At 73.0% G+C, this 16034-nt stretch carries 12 protein-coding genes; 6 read left to right on the top strand and 6 right to left on the bottom strand.

Features of this window, described 5'->3' with window-relative positions:
- Positions 1-4: 4 nt before the first annotated feature.
- Entirely contained in the window at positions 5-1483 is a 1479-nt protein-coding gene (miaB, locus tag ACFSHS_RS20065; RefSeq protein ID WP_376879999.1) for a tRNA (N6-isopentenyl adenosine(37)-C2)-methylthiotransferase MiaB, read from the bottom strand.
- 134 nt (positions 1484-1617) lie between these two features.
- On the opposite strand from miaB, the gene ACFSHS_RS20060 reads away from it, so the two are divergent.
- From ACFSHS_RS20060 to ctaD, 5 genes are all read left to right on the top strand, one after another.
- The gene (locus tag ACFSHS_RS20060; RefSeq protein ID WP_376879996.1) at positions 1618-2373 is read left to right on the top strand and encodes an amino acid ABC transporter ATP-binding protein; all 756 of its coding nucleotides are present in this window, start codon (positions 1618-1620) and stop codon (positions 2371-2373) included.
- Between the two features lie 23 nt (positions 2374-2396).
- Positions 2397-3290, top strand: coding sequence for a glutamate ABC transporter substrate-binding protein (locus ACFSHS_RS20055; protein WP_376879993.1), 894 nt, complete (start codon positions 2397-2399; stop codon positions 3288-3290).
- 79 nt (positions 3291-3369) lie between these two features.
- Positions 3370-4023, top strand: a complete 654-nt coding sequence (locus ACFSHS_RS20050) for an amino acid ABC transporter permease (protein WP_376879991.1) — start codon at positions 3370-3372, stop codon at positions 4021-4023.
- Positions 4020-4922: an amino acid ABC transporter permease gene (locus ACFSHS_RS20045; RefSeq protein ID WP_376879988.1), complete on the top strand. Its 903-nt coding sequence runs from the start codon at positions 4020-4022 to the stop codon at positions 4920-4922. Before ACFSHS_RS20050 ends, ACFSHS_RS20045 begins: the two co-directional genes overlap by 4 nt.
- A gap of 274 nt (positions 4923-5196) precedes the next feature.
- Positions 5197-6957, top strand: coding sequence for an aa3-type cytochrome oxidase subunit I (gene ctaD, locus ACFSHS_RS20040; RefSeq protein ID WP_376879986.1), 1761 nt, complete (start codon positions 5197-5199; stop codon positions 6955-6957).
- A gap of 55 nt (positions 6958-7012) precedes the next feature.
- On the opposite strand, the gene ACFSHS_RS20035 is transcribed toward ctaD, so the two are convergent.
- From ACFSHS_RS20035 to ACFSHS_RS20015, 5 genes are all read right to left on the bottom strand, one after another.
- Positions 7013-7543 carry a regulatory protein RecX gene (locus ACFSHS_RS20035; protein WP_376879984.1) on the bottom strand — a complete coding sequence of 177 codons (531 nt, stop codon included), beginning with the start codon at positions 7541-7543 and terminating at the stop codon, positions 7013-7015.
- A 134-nt stretch (positions 7544-7677) separates the two neighbouring features.
- Positions 7678-8718, bottom strand: coding sequence for a recombinase RecA (recA, locus tag ACFSHS_RS20030; protein WP_376879982.1), 1041 nt, complete (start codon positions 8716-8718; stop codon positions 7678-7680).
- A gap of 172 nt (positions 8719-8890) precedes the next feature.
- Positions 8891-9085 carry a DUF3046 domain-containing protein gene (locus tag ACFSHS_RS20025; protein ID WP_376879979.1) on the bottom strand — a complete coding sequence of 65 codons (195 nt, stop codon included), beginning with the start codon at positions 9083-9085 and terminating at the stop codon, positions 8891-8893.
- Positions 9086-9227: 142 nt separating this feature from the next.
- Positions 9228-10520 carry an MFS transporter gene (locus ACFSHS_RS20020; protein WP_376879976.1) on the bottom strand — a complete coding sequence of 431 codons (1293 nt, stop codon included), beginning with the start codon at positions 10518-10520 and terminating at the stop codon, positions 9228-9230.
- A gap of 18 nt (positions 10521-10538) precedes the next feature.
- Positions 10539-11348: a glycoside hydrolase family 16 protein gene (locus ACFSHS_RS20015; RefSeq protein ID WP_376879974.1), complete on the bottom strand. Its 810-nt coding sequence runs from the start codon at positions 11346-11348 to the stop codon at positions 10539-10541.
- Positions 11349-11438: 90 nt separating this feature from the next.
- Here ACFSHS_RS20015 and ACFSHS_RS20010 point away from each other — a divergent pair, with 90 nt between their 5' ends.
- Positions 11439-16028 carry an ATP-dependent helicase gene (locus ACFSHS_RS20010; protein WP_376879972.1) on the top strand — a complete coding sequence of 1530 codons (4590 nt, stop codon included), beginning with the start codon at positions 11439-11441 and terminating at the stop codon, positions 16026-16028.
- Positions 16029-16034 lie beyond the last annotated feature (6 nt).

The raw sequence follows: 16034 nt of genomic DNA, 5'->3' as shown, positions 1-16034 counted from the left end.
CGGGTCAGCAGGTGGGGGCGGCCGTCAGGGGGGCCGGCACGCCGATCCGCGGCATGCCCAGGAGGACCCCCGGTGTCGACGGCGTGACGCCCTCCTCGCTCGCGTCGCCGGCCCGGGTGCGGCGGTGGGACACCAGCGGGCCGTCGGCGACCAGGTGGTGCGGCGCCGCCTGGGTCACGACGGTCTCCACGACATCGCCCGGCCGGACGCCGTCGGCCGCCGTGAAGTGCACCAGCCGGCCGTCGCGCGCCCGCCCGGAGAACCGGCCGCGCTGCGCGTCCTTGCTCCCCTCCCCCGCGGCGACCAGCAGCTCGACCTTCCGGCCGATCTGCGCCCGGTTCCCGGCCCAGCTGATCTCGTCCTGCAGCGCGGTCAGCCGCAGGTAGCGCTCCTGGACGACGTCCTTCGGCAGCTGGCCGTCCATCTCCGCCGCCGGCGTTCCCGGCCGCTTCGAGTACTGGAAGGTGAAGGCGCTGGCGAAGCGCGCCTGCCGGACGACGTCGAGGGTCTGCTCGAAGTCGTCCTCGGTCTCGCCCGGGAAGCCCACGATGATGTCGGTGGTGATCGCCGCGTCGGGCATCGCGGCGCGCACGCGGTCGATGATCCCCAGGTAGCGCTCCTGCCGGTAACCGCGGCGCATGCGGCGCAGCACCTCGTCCGACCCGCTCTGCAGCGGCATGTGCAGCTGGTGGCAGACCGCCGGCGTCCCGGCCATGGCCTCGATGACGTCGTCGGTGAACTCGCGCGGGTGCGGGCTGGTGAACCGCACCCGCTCCAGGCCCTCGATCGCCCCGGTCGCGCGGAGCAGGTCGGCGAAGGCGCCGCGGTCGCGGAACTCCACGCCGTAGGCGTTCACGTTCTGCCCGAGCAGGGTCACCTCGAGCACGCCCTGGTCGACCAGCGCCCGGACCTCGGCCAGGATCTCGCCCGGACGGCGGTCCTTCTCCTTGCCGCGCAGCGCCGGGACGATGCAGAACGTGCAGGTGTTGTTGCAGCCGACGCTGATCGACACCCAGCCGGAGTAGGCGGAATCCCGCTTCGCCGGCAGCGTGGACGGGAAGTCCTCGAGGGACTCGGCGATCTCGACCTGCGCCTCGGCGTTGTGCCGGGCCCGCTCGAGCAGCGCCGGCAGCGAGCCGACGTTGTGCGTGCCGAAGACGACGTCGACCCACGGTGCGCGGCGGACGATCTCGCCGCGGTCCTTCTGCGCCAGGCACCCGCCGACGGCGATCTGCATGCCGGGGTGCGCGTCCTTGACCGGTCGCAGGTGGCCGAGGTTGCCGTAGAGCCGGTTGTCGGCGTTCTCCCGGACGGCGCAGGTGTTGAGGACGACGACGTCGGCGTCGCTGCCCTCCGGGGCAGCGGTGTAGCCGGCGGCCTCGAGCAGGCCGGACAGGCGCTCGGAGTCGTGGACGTTCATCTGGCACCCGTAGGTGCGCACCCGGTAGGTGCGCGGTACGGGGGCCTGGGCTGGGCTGCTCATGACAGCAGCGAGGGTACGGCGCGCCGTCCCGGCCCCGGGGGAGCCGGGATTCCGGCCCGCAACCGGCCCCTTCGTTACGCCTTCGTGATCGCCGCGATCACGCGTCGTCCCCCGTGGCCCTTAGGGTCCCTGGGGTGACCAGCCGTCCGAACGGAGAACCGCTCGTCCGCCTGTCCGGCGTCAACAAGTGGTTCGGCGACCTGCACGTGCTGCAGGACATCGACCTGGAGATCGCCCGCGGCGAGGTGGTCGTGGTCATCGGGCCCTCCGGGTCGGGCAAGTCGACCCTGTGCCGGACCATCAACCGCCTGGAGTCCATCGACAAGGGCGAGATCACCATCGACGGCCAGCGGCTGCCCGAGGAGGGCAAGGCGCTGGCTCGCCTGCGCAGCGACGTCGGCATGGTGTTCCAGAGCTTCAACCTGTTCGCGCACAAGACGATCCTCGAGAACGTCACCCTGGGGCCGATCAAGGTGCGGGGGAAGTCGAAGGCCGAGGCGGAGCAGCGGGCCCGCCAACTGCTGGACCGGGTCGGCGTGGGCGCCCAGGCGGAGAAGTTCCCGGCCCAGCTCTCCGGCGGGCAGCAGCAGCGCGTCGCCATCGCCCGCGCCCTGGCGATGGACCCGAAGGTCATGCTGTTCGACGAGCCCACGTCCGCGCTGGACCCCGAGATGATCAACGAGGTCCTCGACGTCATGACCTCGCTGGCCGGCGAGGGCATGACGATGATCGTCGTCACCCACGAGATGGGCTTCGCCCGCCGGGCGGCCAACCGGGTGGTGTTCATGGACGGCGGCCGCATCGTCGAGTCCGCCGACCCCGAGACCTTCTTCACCAACCCGCAGTCGGACCGGGCGAAGGACTTCCTGTCCAAGATCCTCAACCACTGACCGTCCCCATGGAAGGACCGCTCATGCGCATCACCCGCTACGCCGCCACCGCGGCCGTGGCCGGCCTCGTCCTCGCCGGCTGTGCCAGCGAGGCCGGCAACCAGGCCGAAGAGGCGGCGGAGAACACGGCCGAGGTCGCCGAGGACGTCGAGTTCGAGGCCGGCACCACGATGGCCGAGCTCAACGAGGCCGGGACGATCACGGTCGGCACCAAGTTCGACCAGCCCGGGTTCGGCCTGCGCAACCCGCAGACCCAGCAGCCCGAGGGCTTCGACGTCGAGATCGCCAAGATCATCGCCGCCGAGCTGGGCATCGAGGAGGACGGCATCGAGTTCGTCGAGACCGTCTCGGCCAACCGGGAGCCGTTCATCCAGAACGGCCAGGTCGACATCGTCGTGGCGACGTACACGATCAACGACACCCGCAAGCAGGTCGTCGACTTCGCCGGGCCGTACTACATCGCCGGCCAGGACATCATGGTGGCGAAGGGCAACCCCGAGGGCATCGAGGGTCCGGAGGACCTGGCCGGCAAGACCGTGTGCTCGGTGGAGGGCTCGACCCCGGCGCAGAACATCCGGGACAACTACCCCGAGGCCCAGCTGACGACGTTCGACGTGTACTCCAAGTGTGCCGACGCGCTGGCCAACGGCCAGGTGCAGGCCGTCACGACGGACAACGTCATTCTCACCGGCCTGGTCGCGGGCAGCGACGGCGCCTTCGAGCTCGTCGGCAACCCGTTCACCGAGGAGCCCTACGGCATCGGCCTGGCCAAGGGCGACGACGAGTTCCGCGACTTCATCAACGACGTCCTCGAGGAGTCCTTCGAGAACGGCTCGTGGGCCGAGGCGTGGGACCGCACCGCGGGCGCCATCACCGGCGAGGAGGCTCCCGAGCCGCCGCAGGTCGACCGGTACTGAGCACCACCGCTGCTGCCGGCGGCGCGGCCCTCCGCCCGCCGGCAGCAGCATCCCCGCGACCCATCGGAGGGAGGACACCGTGATCGGCTTCGTGGCCGACAACTGGGACCTGCTGCGCTCGGCGTTCCTGACCACGCTGTCGCTGTCGGTGCTCTCCGGGTTGCTGGCGCTGGTCGTGGGCACGCTCCTGGCCGCGTTCCGCGTCAGCCCGGTCGGCCCGCTGCGCGGCCTGGCCACCCTGTACGTGGAGACCTTCCGCAACACCCCGCTGACGGTGGTCTTTTTCTTCCTCGTCTTCGGGCTCCCCCAGATCGACCTGGTCATCGGCAGCGGCTTCGTCGCCGCGGTCCTGTCCCTGGGGCTCTACACCGCGGCGTTCGTCTGCGAGGCGATCCGTTCGGGCATCAACGCGGTCCCACCCGGTCAGGCCGAGGCCGCCCGGGCTCTGGGACTGGACTTCCGGCAGAGCCTGGGCACCGTCGTCCTCCCCCAGGCCTTCCGCACCGTCGTGCCGCCGCTGGGCAACGTGTGGATCGCGCTCGCGAAGAACACCTCGATCGCCGCCGGGTTCGGCGTCACCGAGCTGACCGCCTCGCTGCAGCGGCTGAGCAACGTCAACGCCGACCGCCTGCTGGCGGTCTTCCTCGCCGTCGTCATCGGCTACCTGATCATCACGCTGCCCTCCGCCTGGGGCATCCGCGTGCTGGAGCGTCGACTGGCCATCGTCCGATGAGCGCCAGCGTCCTGTTCGACGTCCCCGGGCCGCGTGCCCGACGCCGGATCCGCCTCGGGACGGCGGTCGGCGCGGTGCTGGTCCTCGCCCTGATCGGCGTGGTCCTCTGGCGACTGAACGGCAACGGGCAGCTGGACCCCGCGCGGTGGGCGGTGCTCTTCGACCCGGCCGCGGGCGTCCCCCAGGCGCTGGGCCGGGCCCTGGTGCGCACGCTGCAGGTGGCGGTCGTCGGCATGGTGCTGGCCACCGTGTTCGGGGCGCTGCTGGCGTTCGGCCGGCTCTCCGACCACGGCTGGCTCCGCGGGCCCGTCGGGGCCGTGGTCGAGTTCTTCCGTGCCGTGCCGCTGCTGGTGCTGATCTTCTTCTGCTTCCTGTTCCTGCCGCAGGTCGGGGTGCCGATCAGCGCGTTCGGCGCCCTCGTGCTCGGCCTCACGCTCTACAACATGGCGGTGCTGGCCGAGATCTTCCGGGCCGGGATCCTGTCGGTCGACCGCGGCCAGCGGGAGGCCGCCTTCGCCCTGGGCATGCGCAAGTCGCAGGTGATGATGCAGATCCTGCTGCCGCAGGCGGTCCGCAGGATGCTGCCGGTGCTCGTGGCCCAGCTCGTCGTCCTGCTCAAGGACTCGTCACTGGGCTTCATCGTCGGCTACTCGGAGCTGCTGCGGGAAGCCCGCGGCCTGGTCGAGTTCTTCAACTTCCGGTTCGGCAACATCTACACGTTCCAGCTCTACGTCGGCGCCGGCCTGCTCTACATCCTGGTCAACGTGCTCCTGTCGCAGCTGGCCAAGTACGTCGAGCGCCGGACCCGGCGGAGCACGAAGGCGGCGGCGACGGCAGAGGTCGAGCTGCCCGCCGACGTCCAGATGGGCGGCGGCGGAGGAGTACTTCCGCCCCGCTGACCCACCCCGGGTCGGCGACGGACCGGCGCCTGCTCCCCTCGTGCTGACGCCGTCGGCGCACGGGTCCCCGCGGGGGACGATGCCGCTGCTCCGCCGGGTTTCCCTCCGCGCCCGGATGCGCCACGATGGCGTTGCCGCTCCCAGCACGGCGAGCGGCGGTGATCCGCAGGCGTGCGCCGAGCGCAGAGGACCGGGGGCCGCTCATGTCCCGCAGTGTCGGAGGTCCCCGCCGGGGACCCATGGGGTGCAGCAGCGCGGGAGAGCGGGGCGCGGCATGACCGCGATCGCCCCCCAGCCGATCGTCAGCCGGCCGAGCCCCGCCCACGTCGCCGCCAAGGGCTCCCGGCTGGCGAACATCCTCCGCACGACCGATCACAAGACGATCGGCCTGATGTACATGACGGCCTCGTTCGGCTTCTTCATCATGGCCGGAGTCATGGCGCTGCTCATGCGGGGCGAGCTGGGGCAGCCGGGCCTGCAGTTCCTGTCGCCGGAGCAGTACAACCAGCTGGTCACCATGCACGGCACGCTGATGCTGCTGATGTTCGCGACGCCGCTGTTCTTCGCGTTCGGCAACCTGGTCATGCCGCTGCAGATCGGCTCACCCGACGTCGCCTTCCCCCGGCTGAACGCCCTCTCGTTCTGGCTGTTCCTCTTCGGCAGCCTCATCGTGGTGTCGGGGCTGATCACGCCGGGCGGCGCGGCCGACTTCGGGTGGTACGCCTACGCCCCGCTCTCCGACGCCGTGCACTCGCCGGGCGCCGGTCAGAACCTGTGGTTCGCCGGCCTGGCCGTCAGCGGCCTCGGCACCATCCTCGGCGGGGTCAACTTCATCACCACGATCGTCTGCCTCCGCGCGCCGGGCATGACCATGTTCCGGATGCCGATCTTCGTGTGGAACACGCTGGTCACGAGCCTGCTGATCCTGGTGGCCTTCCCGATCCTGACCGCGGCGATCATGGGCATGCTGGCCGACCGCAACCTCGGCGCCCTCGTCTTCTCCGACGAGAACGGTGGGCCGATGCTGTGGCAGCACCTGTTCTGGTTCTTCGGCCACCCCGAGGTCTACATCATCGCGCTGCCGTTCTTCGGCATCGTCACCGAAGTCATCCCGGTGTTCAGCCGCAAGCCGCTGTTCGGCTACAAGGGCATGGTCGGGGCGACGATGGCCATCGGGTTCCTGTCGCTGGCGGTGTGGGCGCACCACATGTTCGCGACCGGTGCGGTGCTGCTGCCGTTCTTCGCCTTCCTGACCTACCTGATCGCGGTACCGACCGGGCTGAAGTTCTTCAACTGGATCGGCACGATGTGGCGGGGCCAGCTGACGTTCGAGACGCCGATGCTGTTCTCGATCGGCTTCATGGTCACCTTCCTGCTCGGCGGCCTGACCGGCGTGCTGCTGGCCAGCCCGCCGCTGGACTGGCACGTCAACGACAGCTACTTCGTCGTGGCGCACTTCCACTACGTGGTCTTCGGCACCGTGGTGTTCGCCGCCTACGCCGGCATCTACTTCTGGTTCCCGAAGATGTGCGGCCGGATGATGGACGAGCGGCTGGGCAAGCTGCAGTTCTGGCTCACCTTCATCGGCTTCCACACGACCTTCCTCGTCCAGCACTGGCTGGGCAACGAGGGCATGCCGCGCCGCTACGTGGACTACCTGGCCACGGACGAGTTCACCGCGCTGAACCTCGTGTCGACGATCGGGGCGTTCATCTTGGGGAGCTCGGTGCTGCCGTTCCTCTACAACGTGGTGCACTCCTGGAAGTACGGGCGTCTGGCACTCCGCGACGACCCGTGGGGGCACGGGAACTCGCTGGAGTGGGCGACGTCCTCGCCGCCGCCGCGGCACAACTTCGTCGAGATCCCCAAGATCCGGTCGGAGCGGCCGGCCTTCGAGGCCCACTACCCGCACCTGCGCGACCGGCTGGACGCGGAGGCGCACGCCGGCCGGCGGCACGAACCGTACGGCGGCGTGAGCGAGCTCGTGCCGGGCACCGGAGCCCGGCAGGGTCCGAAGGACCCCGACCCCACCTGAGCCAGGTCCGGGGGTACGCCCGCAGGGGGTCTCGCCCTCCAGCGGGCCGATCGGGTCAGGGCAGGAGGCTGTCCTCGTCGAGCCCTTCGTAGGCGTCGTCTGGTGCACCGTCGGCTGCACCGTCGGCGTCGAGGGCTTCCCGGACGACGGCGGCGGCCAACCCGCCGTTGTAGCCCTTGCGGGCCAGCATGCCCATCAGCCGGCGGGTCGCGGTGGCCCGGTCGAGACGGCGCATGGCGCTCAGCCGGCGCTCCACGAGCCGCCGGGCGGCCGCGCGCTCGTCGTCGTCGTCGACCGCCTCGACCGCGGCCGCGGCGACCTCGACCTCGACCCCCTTCGCGCGCAGCTCCGCGGTCAGTGCGCGCCGAGCCAGGCCTCGACCGGCCTGGCGGGAGGTCACCCAGGCGCGGGCGAAGGCGGCGTCGTCGATGAGGCCGACCTCGACGAACCGGTCGAGCACCGTCTCGGCCGCGTCGTCGGGCACGCCGCGCCGGGCCAGCAGATCGGCGAGTTGCTGGCGGGTCTTCGGCGCCCCGGTCAGTGCGCGCAGGCAGATGCCCCGGGCCACCGACTCCGGATCGCCCATCTCGTCCTCGGGAGAACCCGGGACGACGTCAGGGTCGGGCGTCTCCTCCCGGCCGGGGCCCGCCGGCCGCCGCGGGCCCCGATTGGGGCCGGGGCCGCGGCGGCGGGTCGACGGAGCGCCGGTCACCGGCCGGCTCAGAAGTCGGCGGGTGCAGCCGGCGCGTCGGCCGGGCTTCCGAGCGTGGGTCCGATACCCAGCTTCTCCTTGATCCGCTTCTCGATCTCGTCGGCGAGGTCGGGGTTGTCCTTCAGGAAGTTGCGGGCGTTCTCCTTGCCCTGACCGAGCTGGTCGCCGTCGTACGTGTACCAGGCGCCGGACTTCTTCACCATGCCTTGCTCGACGCCCACGTCGATGAGCCCGCCCTCGCGACTGAAGCCCTGACCCCAGAGGATGTCGAGCTCGGCCTGCTTGAACGGCGCAGCGACCTTGTTCTTGACGACCTTGACGCGGGTTCGGCTGCCGACCGCGTCGGTGCCCTGCTTCAGGGTCTCGATGCGGCGCACGTCGAGGCGGACCGACGAGTAGAACTTCAGCGCGCGACCACCGGTGGTGACCTCCGGCGAGCCGTAGACCACGCCCACCTTCTCGCGGAGCTGGTTGATGAAGATCGCCGTCGTCCCGGAGTTGCTCAGCGCACCGGTGATCTTGCGCAGCGCCTGGCTCATCAGACGGGCCTGCAGACCCACGTGGCTGTCACCCATCTCGCCCTCGATCTCGGCACGGGGCACCAGGGCGGCGACGGAGTCGATGACGATGATGTCGAGCGCGCCGGAGCGGATCAGCATGTCGGCGATCTCGAGCGCCTGCTCACCGGTGTCGGGCTGGCTGACCAGCAGCGCGTCGGTGTCGACCCCGATCGCGCGGGCGTACTCCGGGTCGAGCGCGTGCTCCGCGTCGACGAAGGCCGCGATGCCGCCGGCGGCCTGCGCGTTGGCCACCGCGTGCAGGGCGACCGTGGTCTTACCGGAGGACTCCGGTCCGTAGACCTCGATGACGCGGCCACGGGGCAGGCCGCCGATGCCGAGGGCGATGTCGAGGGCGATCGAGCCGGTCGGGATGACCTTCATGGCCACCTCGGGGCTGTCGCCCAGGCGCATGACCGAGCCCTTGCCGAACTGCTTGTCGATCTGAGCGAGGGCCATGTCGAGGGCCTTGTCGCGGTCGAGCGTTGCCATGGTGGTCACCTTCGAAGTTCTGGGGAAGTTGTCGGGACCGACGCTAGGACGGGGGTCTGACAATTCCGGGGCCCTGGCGGATCTGTGGAGAGCGGTTCGGCCTGTGGACGCCACTGTAGGGCGAACACCTGTTCGATCGCCAGGGCGACACGCCGCCGTCGCCGGCCGGTCCTCAGCGGTCCCTGGGCGGAACCTCGTACTCCTCGCAGATGGCCAGCCACACCTTCCGCACCGGCAGGCCGGCATCGATGGCCTCGACCGCGCTGCGCCCGCCGAGCACGGCGAACACGTGATCGCGGGCCACGCTCTGGGCCCGCATCGGCCCGAACTGGCGGTCGAGACGGGACCAGAACTCCTGCAGGCGCACGCTCCGACGTTAACCGGCGGACGCCGCCGCGTGCGCCGGGCCTAGGCTCGGGTCATGATCCCCGGCACGGGTTCGGCGGCATGGGACCTGGTCCTCCAGATCGCGATCTTCACGGCGATGCTGGTCGGCGTGATCCTGATGATCAAGAACTTCCGCGACCGCTGACGGCGGCCCGCAGGCCGGCCGCCCAGACGACGGCCAGCGGCACCACCAGCGCGGCCGAGACGCCGGTGACCAGGCCGAAACCGCCCAGCGCGAGCAGCGGACCCCCGACCACGCCGGCCACCGCCGCACCCAGGCCCATGAGCAGGTCGGTGCCGCCCTGGGCGGTCGGCCGCACGTCGGGTCCGACGGACTCGGTGACGAGCGTGGAGCCGGCGATCAGGCCGCACGACCAGCCCAGCCCGAGGAGCAGGAGCGCGACGCCCATCCGCACGGCGGCGCCGGGCGCGGCTGTCCCGGCCAGCGCCGCGGCGGCGAGCAGGAGGACCCCGCCCACCGCGACGGTCGGCGTCCGGCCGGCCCGGTCGGCGAGGAGGCCGACCAGCGGCGAGAAGAGGTACATGCCGGCGACGTGCACGCTGATGACCAGCCCGATCACGCGAAGCGTCGCCCCCTCCGGGCCGCCCGCGTGCCCCATGTGCACGGGTGTCATGACCATGACGCCGACCATCACGGAGTGGGCGACGACCACGGCGGTGAGCCCGAGGCGGCCCTCCGGGGAGCCCCACACCGCGCGCATGGCCCTCCCGGTGGCCCTGCGCGGCCGGGGGCTGTTCCCGCCGCCCCCGAGCCGCCGGGCGAGCAGCAGCGGATCGGGCCGGAGGAACGCGAGCAGGGCGGCCGCCACGACGGCGAACGCCAGCGCCGACACCACGAAGGCGCCACCGAGGGCGGGTAGCCCGAGGAGACGGCCGAGGTCGGCTCCGGGTCCGGCGAGGTTGGGGCCGAGCACCGAGCCCACCGTGGTTGCCCACACCACCAGGGACAGATCCCGTCCCCGGCGGGCCGGCGCGGCCAGGTCGGCCGCGGCGTAGCGGGCCTGCAGCCCGCAGGTGGTGGCGGCGCCGAAGGCGAACAGCCCCACCAGCAGCAGGGCCAGCGAGGAGAGCGCGGCCGCGCCCACGGTCACCAGCGCGCCCGCGACGGCGATCGCGTACCCCACCGCCAGGCCGGCACGCCGTCCGGACCGGTCGCTGATGCGGGCCAGCGGGACGGCGAGGACGGCGGCACCGAGCACGCCGGCCGTCGAGCCCAGGCCGGCCGCCGTGTCGGTGCCCGCGACGTCCCGGGCGAGCAGTCCCCCGACGGTGATGCCCACGGTCACCCCGAGCCCGGCGAGCGCCACCCCTCCGCTGAGGACGCCGACGGTCCGGCGCTGGACGGCGACCGGGTCCGGGGAGAGGACGGCGGCTTCGGGAGGGCTCGGGCGCACGGGCGCAGTCTGCCCGAGTCAGGGCGCCCCGCGGCGATAACCGCGGAACCAGTCGACGACGAACTCGCGGGCCGCCGCGGCGGGCGGCAGGACGCCGTCCGGCCCCGGGAACGCGTAGATGCCCAACATGAACTGCATCGGGTAGCCCGGGGACTGGCCGACGACCGTGACCAGCTCCCCGTCGACGAAGAAGGCGACATGGGAGGGGGTCCACTCGGCCGCGTAGACATGGAACTCCCGCGCGTCGATCGGCACGGGACGGGCGGCGAACTCGTCGGTGATCGCGGGATCGCCGAACGGGTGCACCCCCATGCCGACCGACGCGGACCCCGGCCCGACGTCGCGACCGAAGATCTCGCAGATGCAGATCTCGGCCGAGCGCTCCGGCCGGTCCTCGACGCCGATCATCCAGAACGCGCACATGGTGCTGGGGTCGTCGGTGACCCGGGCCCGCAGCTCGAAGAACCCGTAGCGGGGGGTGTAGAGCCGGAGATCGTCCTGCGCCTCCCGGACGACCGCCTCCGCGGAGAAGCGGTGCTGCCCGTCCCGGCTGCCGACGGGCCCCGAGCGCACGCCGGTCTGCAGCGACGAGACCCGCACGTGGTCGTCGAACTCCGGGCACCAGGGCGGCTGCCCGTCCTCGATCAGCAGCCGCAGGTGGCCGCCGTCGAGGCGGTACCGAGCGGCGGACGACGCCCGCGAGCTCCACTGCGGCAGGTGGTGCGGCAGCCAGAGTCTCCGGTCCAGCTCGGGCCCGGGAAAGGGGTCCTCGACGTCGAGCACGTACCCCGCCCGGGTCCGCGGATCGACGACCTCGGGGTTGCCCACGGGCGCTCCTGTCCTCGGACGGGCGGCCGGCGACCTCCGCGGCCGCCGCCGACCGGCGAAGTGTCGTACGTCGCGGGGAGACTGAACAGCGTGTCCGCTCTCGACCGGTTCTCGGAGGCCACCCGGGCGTGGTTCACGGGCGCCTTCGCACGGCCCACCGCCGCCCAGCAGGGCGCGTGGGAGGCCATCAGCAGCGGCGATCACGCCCTCGTCGTGGCGCCCACGGGGTCGGGCAAGACGCTGGCGGCGTTCCTGTGGTCGCTGGACCGGCTGGCCGCCGTGCCGCCGCCGGCCGACGAGCAGCTGCGCTGCCGGGTCCTCTACGTCTCCCCGCTCAAGGCCCTGGCGGTCGACGTCGAGCGCAACCTGCGGGCCCCGCTGGCCGGCATCGGTCAGGCCGCGGCCCGGCTGGGCCTGGCCCGGCCGGAGATCCGGGTGGGCATCCGGTCCGGTGACACCCCGGCGGAGGAGCGCCGCGCCTTCACCCGCCGGCCGACCGACATCCTCATCACCACACCCGAGTCGCTGTTCCTGCTGCTCACCAGCTCGGCGCGGGAAGCGCTCCGCGGCATCGAGACGGTGATCGTCGACGAGGTGCACGCGGTCGCCGACTCCAAGCGCGGCGCCCACCTGGCGGTCTCCCTCGACCGGCTCGACGAGCTGCTGGAGCGGCCGGCCCAGCGGATCGGGCTGTCGGCCACGGTGCGCCCCATCGAGGAGGTGGCCACCTACCTGGCCGGCGGGCGTCCGGTGCAGGTCGTCGCCCCGCCGGCCACCAAGGAGTGGGATCTCTCGGTCGTCGTCCCGGTGGAGGACATGAGCGAGCTGGGCCGGCCGACCGGTGAGCTGGAGGGCTCCGCGGCGGGGAACCAGCCACGGACGTCGATCTGGCCCGCCGTCGAGGAGCGGGTGCTCGACCTGGTCCAGGCCCACCGCAGCACGATCGTCTTCGCCAACTCCCGCCGGCTGGCCGAGCGGCTGACCAGCCGGCTGAACGAGCTCGCCTATGAGCGGGCCACCGGCGAGACCGTGCCGCCCGGCACGAACGCCGCCGCCCTCATGGCCCAGGCGGGGTCCGGCGGCGGAGTCCCCGAGGGTGTCCAGCCGGTCGCGGCCGCGCACCACGGCTCGGTGTCGCGCGAGCAGCGGGCGATCGTCGAGGAGGCGCTCAAGTCCGGCCGGCTGCCCGCGGTGGTGGCCACCTCGAGCCTGGAGCTGGGCATCGACATGGGCGCCGTCGACCTCGTCGTGCAGGTCGAGGCTCCACCGACGGTCGCCAGCGGGCTGCAGCGCGTGGGCCGCGCCGGTCACCAGGTGGGGGCGGTCAGCCGGGGCGTGCTCTTCCCCAAGTACCGCGGCGACCTCGTGCAGTGCGCGCTGGTGACCGAGCGCATGAAGGCCGGCGCGATCGAGTCGATCCGCTACCTGCGCAACCCGCTGGACGTGCTGGCCCAGCAGATCGTCGCCATGGTGTCCGAGCGGCCGCGGACGGTGGACGAGGTGGGGGCACTCGTGCGCCGGTCGGCGGCCTTCTCCTCGCTGCCCGAATCCGCGCTGCACGCCGTCCTCGACATGCTGGCCGGGCGCTACCCCTCCGACGCGTTCGCCGAGCTGCGGCCCCGGCTGACCTGGGACCGCGTCACCGACACCCTCACCGCCCGCGCCGGCGCGCAGCGGCTGGCCGTCACCAGCGGGGGCACGATCCCCGACCGGGGCCTGTTCGGCGTCTTCCTCGTCGGCGCCGAGGGCACGGGCGGACGGCGGGTGGGCGAGCTCGACGAGGAGATGGTCTACGAGTCCCGCGTCGGCGACGTCTTCCTGCTCGGCTCCTCCTCGTGGCGCATCGAGGACATCACCCACGACCGCGTCCTGGTCACCCCGGCTCCCGGCCAGCCCGGGAAGATGCCGTTCTGGCACGGCGACGCCCCCGGCCGGCCCCTCGAGCTGGGGCGGGCGCTGGGCGCCTTCCTGCGCGAGGTCGGGTCCGCGACGCCGGAGGCCGGGCTGGAGCGGGCCCGCGCGGCGGGGCTCGACGAGTGGGGCGCGGCGAACCTGCAGGCCTATCTCGCCGAGCAGAAGGCGGCGACCGGCCACCTGCCCGACGACCGCACGCTGCTGGTCGAGCGGTTCCGTGACGAGCTGGGCGACTGGCGGCTGGTCGTGCACTCGCCGTTCGGTGCGCAGGTCAACGCACCGTGGGCCCTGGTGCTGGCCGCCCGGCTGCGGGAGCGGTACGGCGTCGACGTCGCATCCATGCACTCCGACGACGGCATCGTGCTGCGGCTGCCCGACACGACCGGGGAGCCGCCCGAGGCCGACCTGGCCGTCCTCGACCCCGACGACGTCGAGCGGGAGGTGACCGCCGAGGTGGGCAGCTCCGCGCTGTTCGCCAGCCGGTTCCGGGAGTGCGCGGCCCGGGCGCTGCTCCTCCCCCGCCGTGACCCGCGCCGCCGGACGCCGCTGTGGCAGCAACGGCAGCGTGCGGCCCAGCTGCTCTCGGTGGCCAGCGAGTTCTCCTCGTTCCCCATCACCCTGGAGGCCGCCCGCGAGGTCCTGCAGGACGTCTACGACGTGCCCGGACTCTTCGAGCTGATGCGTGACGTGCGGTCGCGCAAGGTCCGCGTCGTGGACGTCCAGACCGACTCCGCGTCGCCCTTCGCGCAGTCGCTGCTGTTCGGCTACGTCGGCCAGTTCCTCTACGAGGGCGACGCACCGCTGGCCGAGCGCCGGGCCCAGGCGCTGGCCCTGGACACCGGGCTGCTCGCCGAGCTGCTCGGCCGCTCGGAGCTGCGCGAGCTGCTCGACGCCGAGGCCATGGCCGAGGTGGAGGCGGAGCTGCAGCGGCTGCCCGCGCAGCGGCATCCACGGGACATGGACGGGGCCGCGGACCTCCTGCGCGTGGTGGGCGACCTGACCGCTGCCGAGGCCGCGGCCCGCGGCGTGCCGCGGAGCTGGCTGGAGGAGCTCGTCGGCTCGCGCCGCGCCCTGGAGGTGCGCATCGCGGGCCACGAGCGCTACGTCGCCATCGAGGACGCCGGCCGGCTCCGCGACGCCCTCGGCACCGCACTGCCCGTGGGTGTACCCGAGGTCTTCACCGAGCCGGTGGCCGATCCGCTCGGCGATCTCGTGGGCCGGTTCGCCCGCACCCACGGTCCCTTCCAGCCCGCCGACGTTGCCACGCGGCTGGGTCTCGGGGTCGCCGTGGTCACCGCCGCCCTGCACCGGCTGACCGCTACGGGCCGGCTCGTCACCGGCGAGTTCCGGCCCGGCGGCAGCGGCCAGGAGTGGTGCGACGCCGAGGTGCTCCGCTCGATCCGCCGCCGGAGCCTGGCCAAGCTGCGCCAGGAGGTCGAGCCCGTGCCCATGGGCGCACTGGCGCGCTTCACGCCGTCCTGGCAGGGCGTCGGCGGCCGGCTCCGGGGGCCCGACGGGGTGCTGGCGGTCGTCGAGCAGCTCGCCGGCGCTCTCGTGCCGGCCAGCGCCCTGGAGTCCCTCGTGCTGCCCGCGCGGGTCCGCGACTACTCCCCCGCCATGCTCGACGAGCTGACCAGCGCCGGTGAGGTGCTGTGGGCCGGCGCCGGTGGGCTGCCCGGCGGAGACGGCTGGATCAGCCTGGTCCCGGCTGATCTCGCCCCGTTGCTCCTGCCCGAGCCGCTCGAGGTGCCGGGCGAGGCGGCCCCCGTGCTCGAGCAGCTGGCCGGGGGGCAGGCGCTGTTCTTCCGCGGGCTGTCCGACCTGATCGGGGCCACCGATGACGCCGCGCTCGCCGACCTCGTCTGGGACCTGGTCTGGGCCGGGGTGCTGACCAACGACACCCTGGCACCGCTGCGCACCCGGCTGGGCGGGGGTGGCACGCACCGCAGCCGCCCGCAGGCGCCCCGGGCCCGGATCGACCGCGGCCGGCACGGGCGGGCGCGGCTCGGCCGGCCCGCCATGCCCACGCGCACCGGCCCGCCGACCGTGGCCGGCCGGTGGTCCCGCCTGCCCGATCGCGAGGCCAACAGCACCCGCCGGACGACGGCGCGGGCGGAGGCTCTGCTGGAGCGGCACGGCGTGCTCACCCGCGGCGCCGTGACGGCCGAGCAGGTGCCCGGCGGCTTCTCGGCCGTCTACCCGGTCCTGCGCGCGTTCGAGGAGAGCGGCCGGGCCCGGCGCGGCTACTTCGTCGAGACCCTCGGCGCCGCCCAGTTCGGAACGCCGGGATCGGTGGACCGCCTGCGCGGCTTCGCCTCGCCGGACCGGGTACCCGGTGGAGCCGTCGTCCTGGCGGCCACGGACCCGGCCAACGTCTACGGCGCCGCCCTTCCCTGGCCCGAGCGATCCACGGGCGGCGATCCCGATCACCAGGCCGTGGACCTGGGCGAGGGCACCGGTGCGGGCCGGCGGGCGTCGGGGCACCGGGCCGGCCGGAAGGCCGGTGCGCTGGTGGTCCTCGTCGACGGCGACCTGGTCCTCTACGTCGAACGGGGTGGCAAGACGCTGCTGTCCTGGACCGAGGACGAGCACGTCCTCAAGGAGGCGGCCACCGCCCTCTCCGGCGCGGTGTCGGCCGGCGCGCTGGGCCGCATGGTGGTGCAGAAGACCGACGGCGCCTCGGTGCACGAGTCGACGCCGCTGTCGGCGGCGCTGCAGGCGGCCGGCTTCGCCGCCACCCCCCGGGGCCTGCGCCTGCGCGCGTGAGAGCCC

Source organism: Blastococcus deserti, from assembly GCF_042682525.1.
GTDB lineage: Bacteria > Actinomycetota > Actinomycetes > Mycobacteriales > Geodermatophilaceae > Blastococcus_B > Blastococcus_B deserti.
The sequence above is the reverse complement of the archived record's forward strand: the minus strand, read 5'-3'. Positions and strand labels throughout refer to the sequence as shown.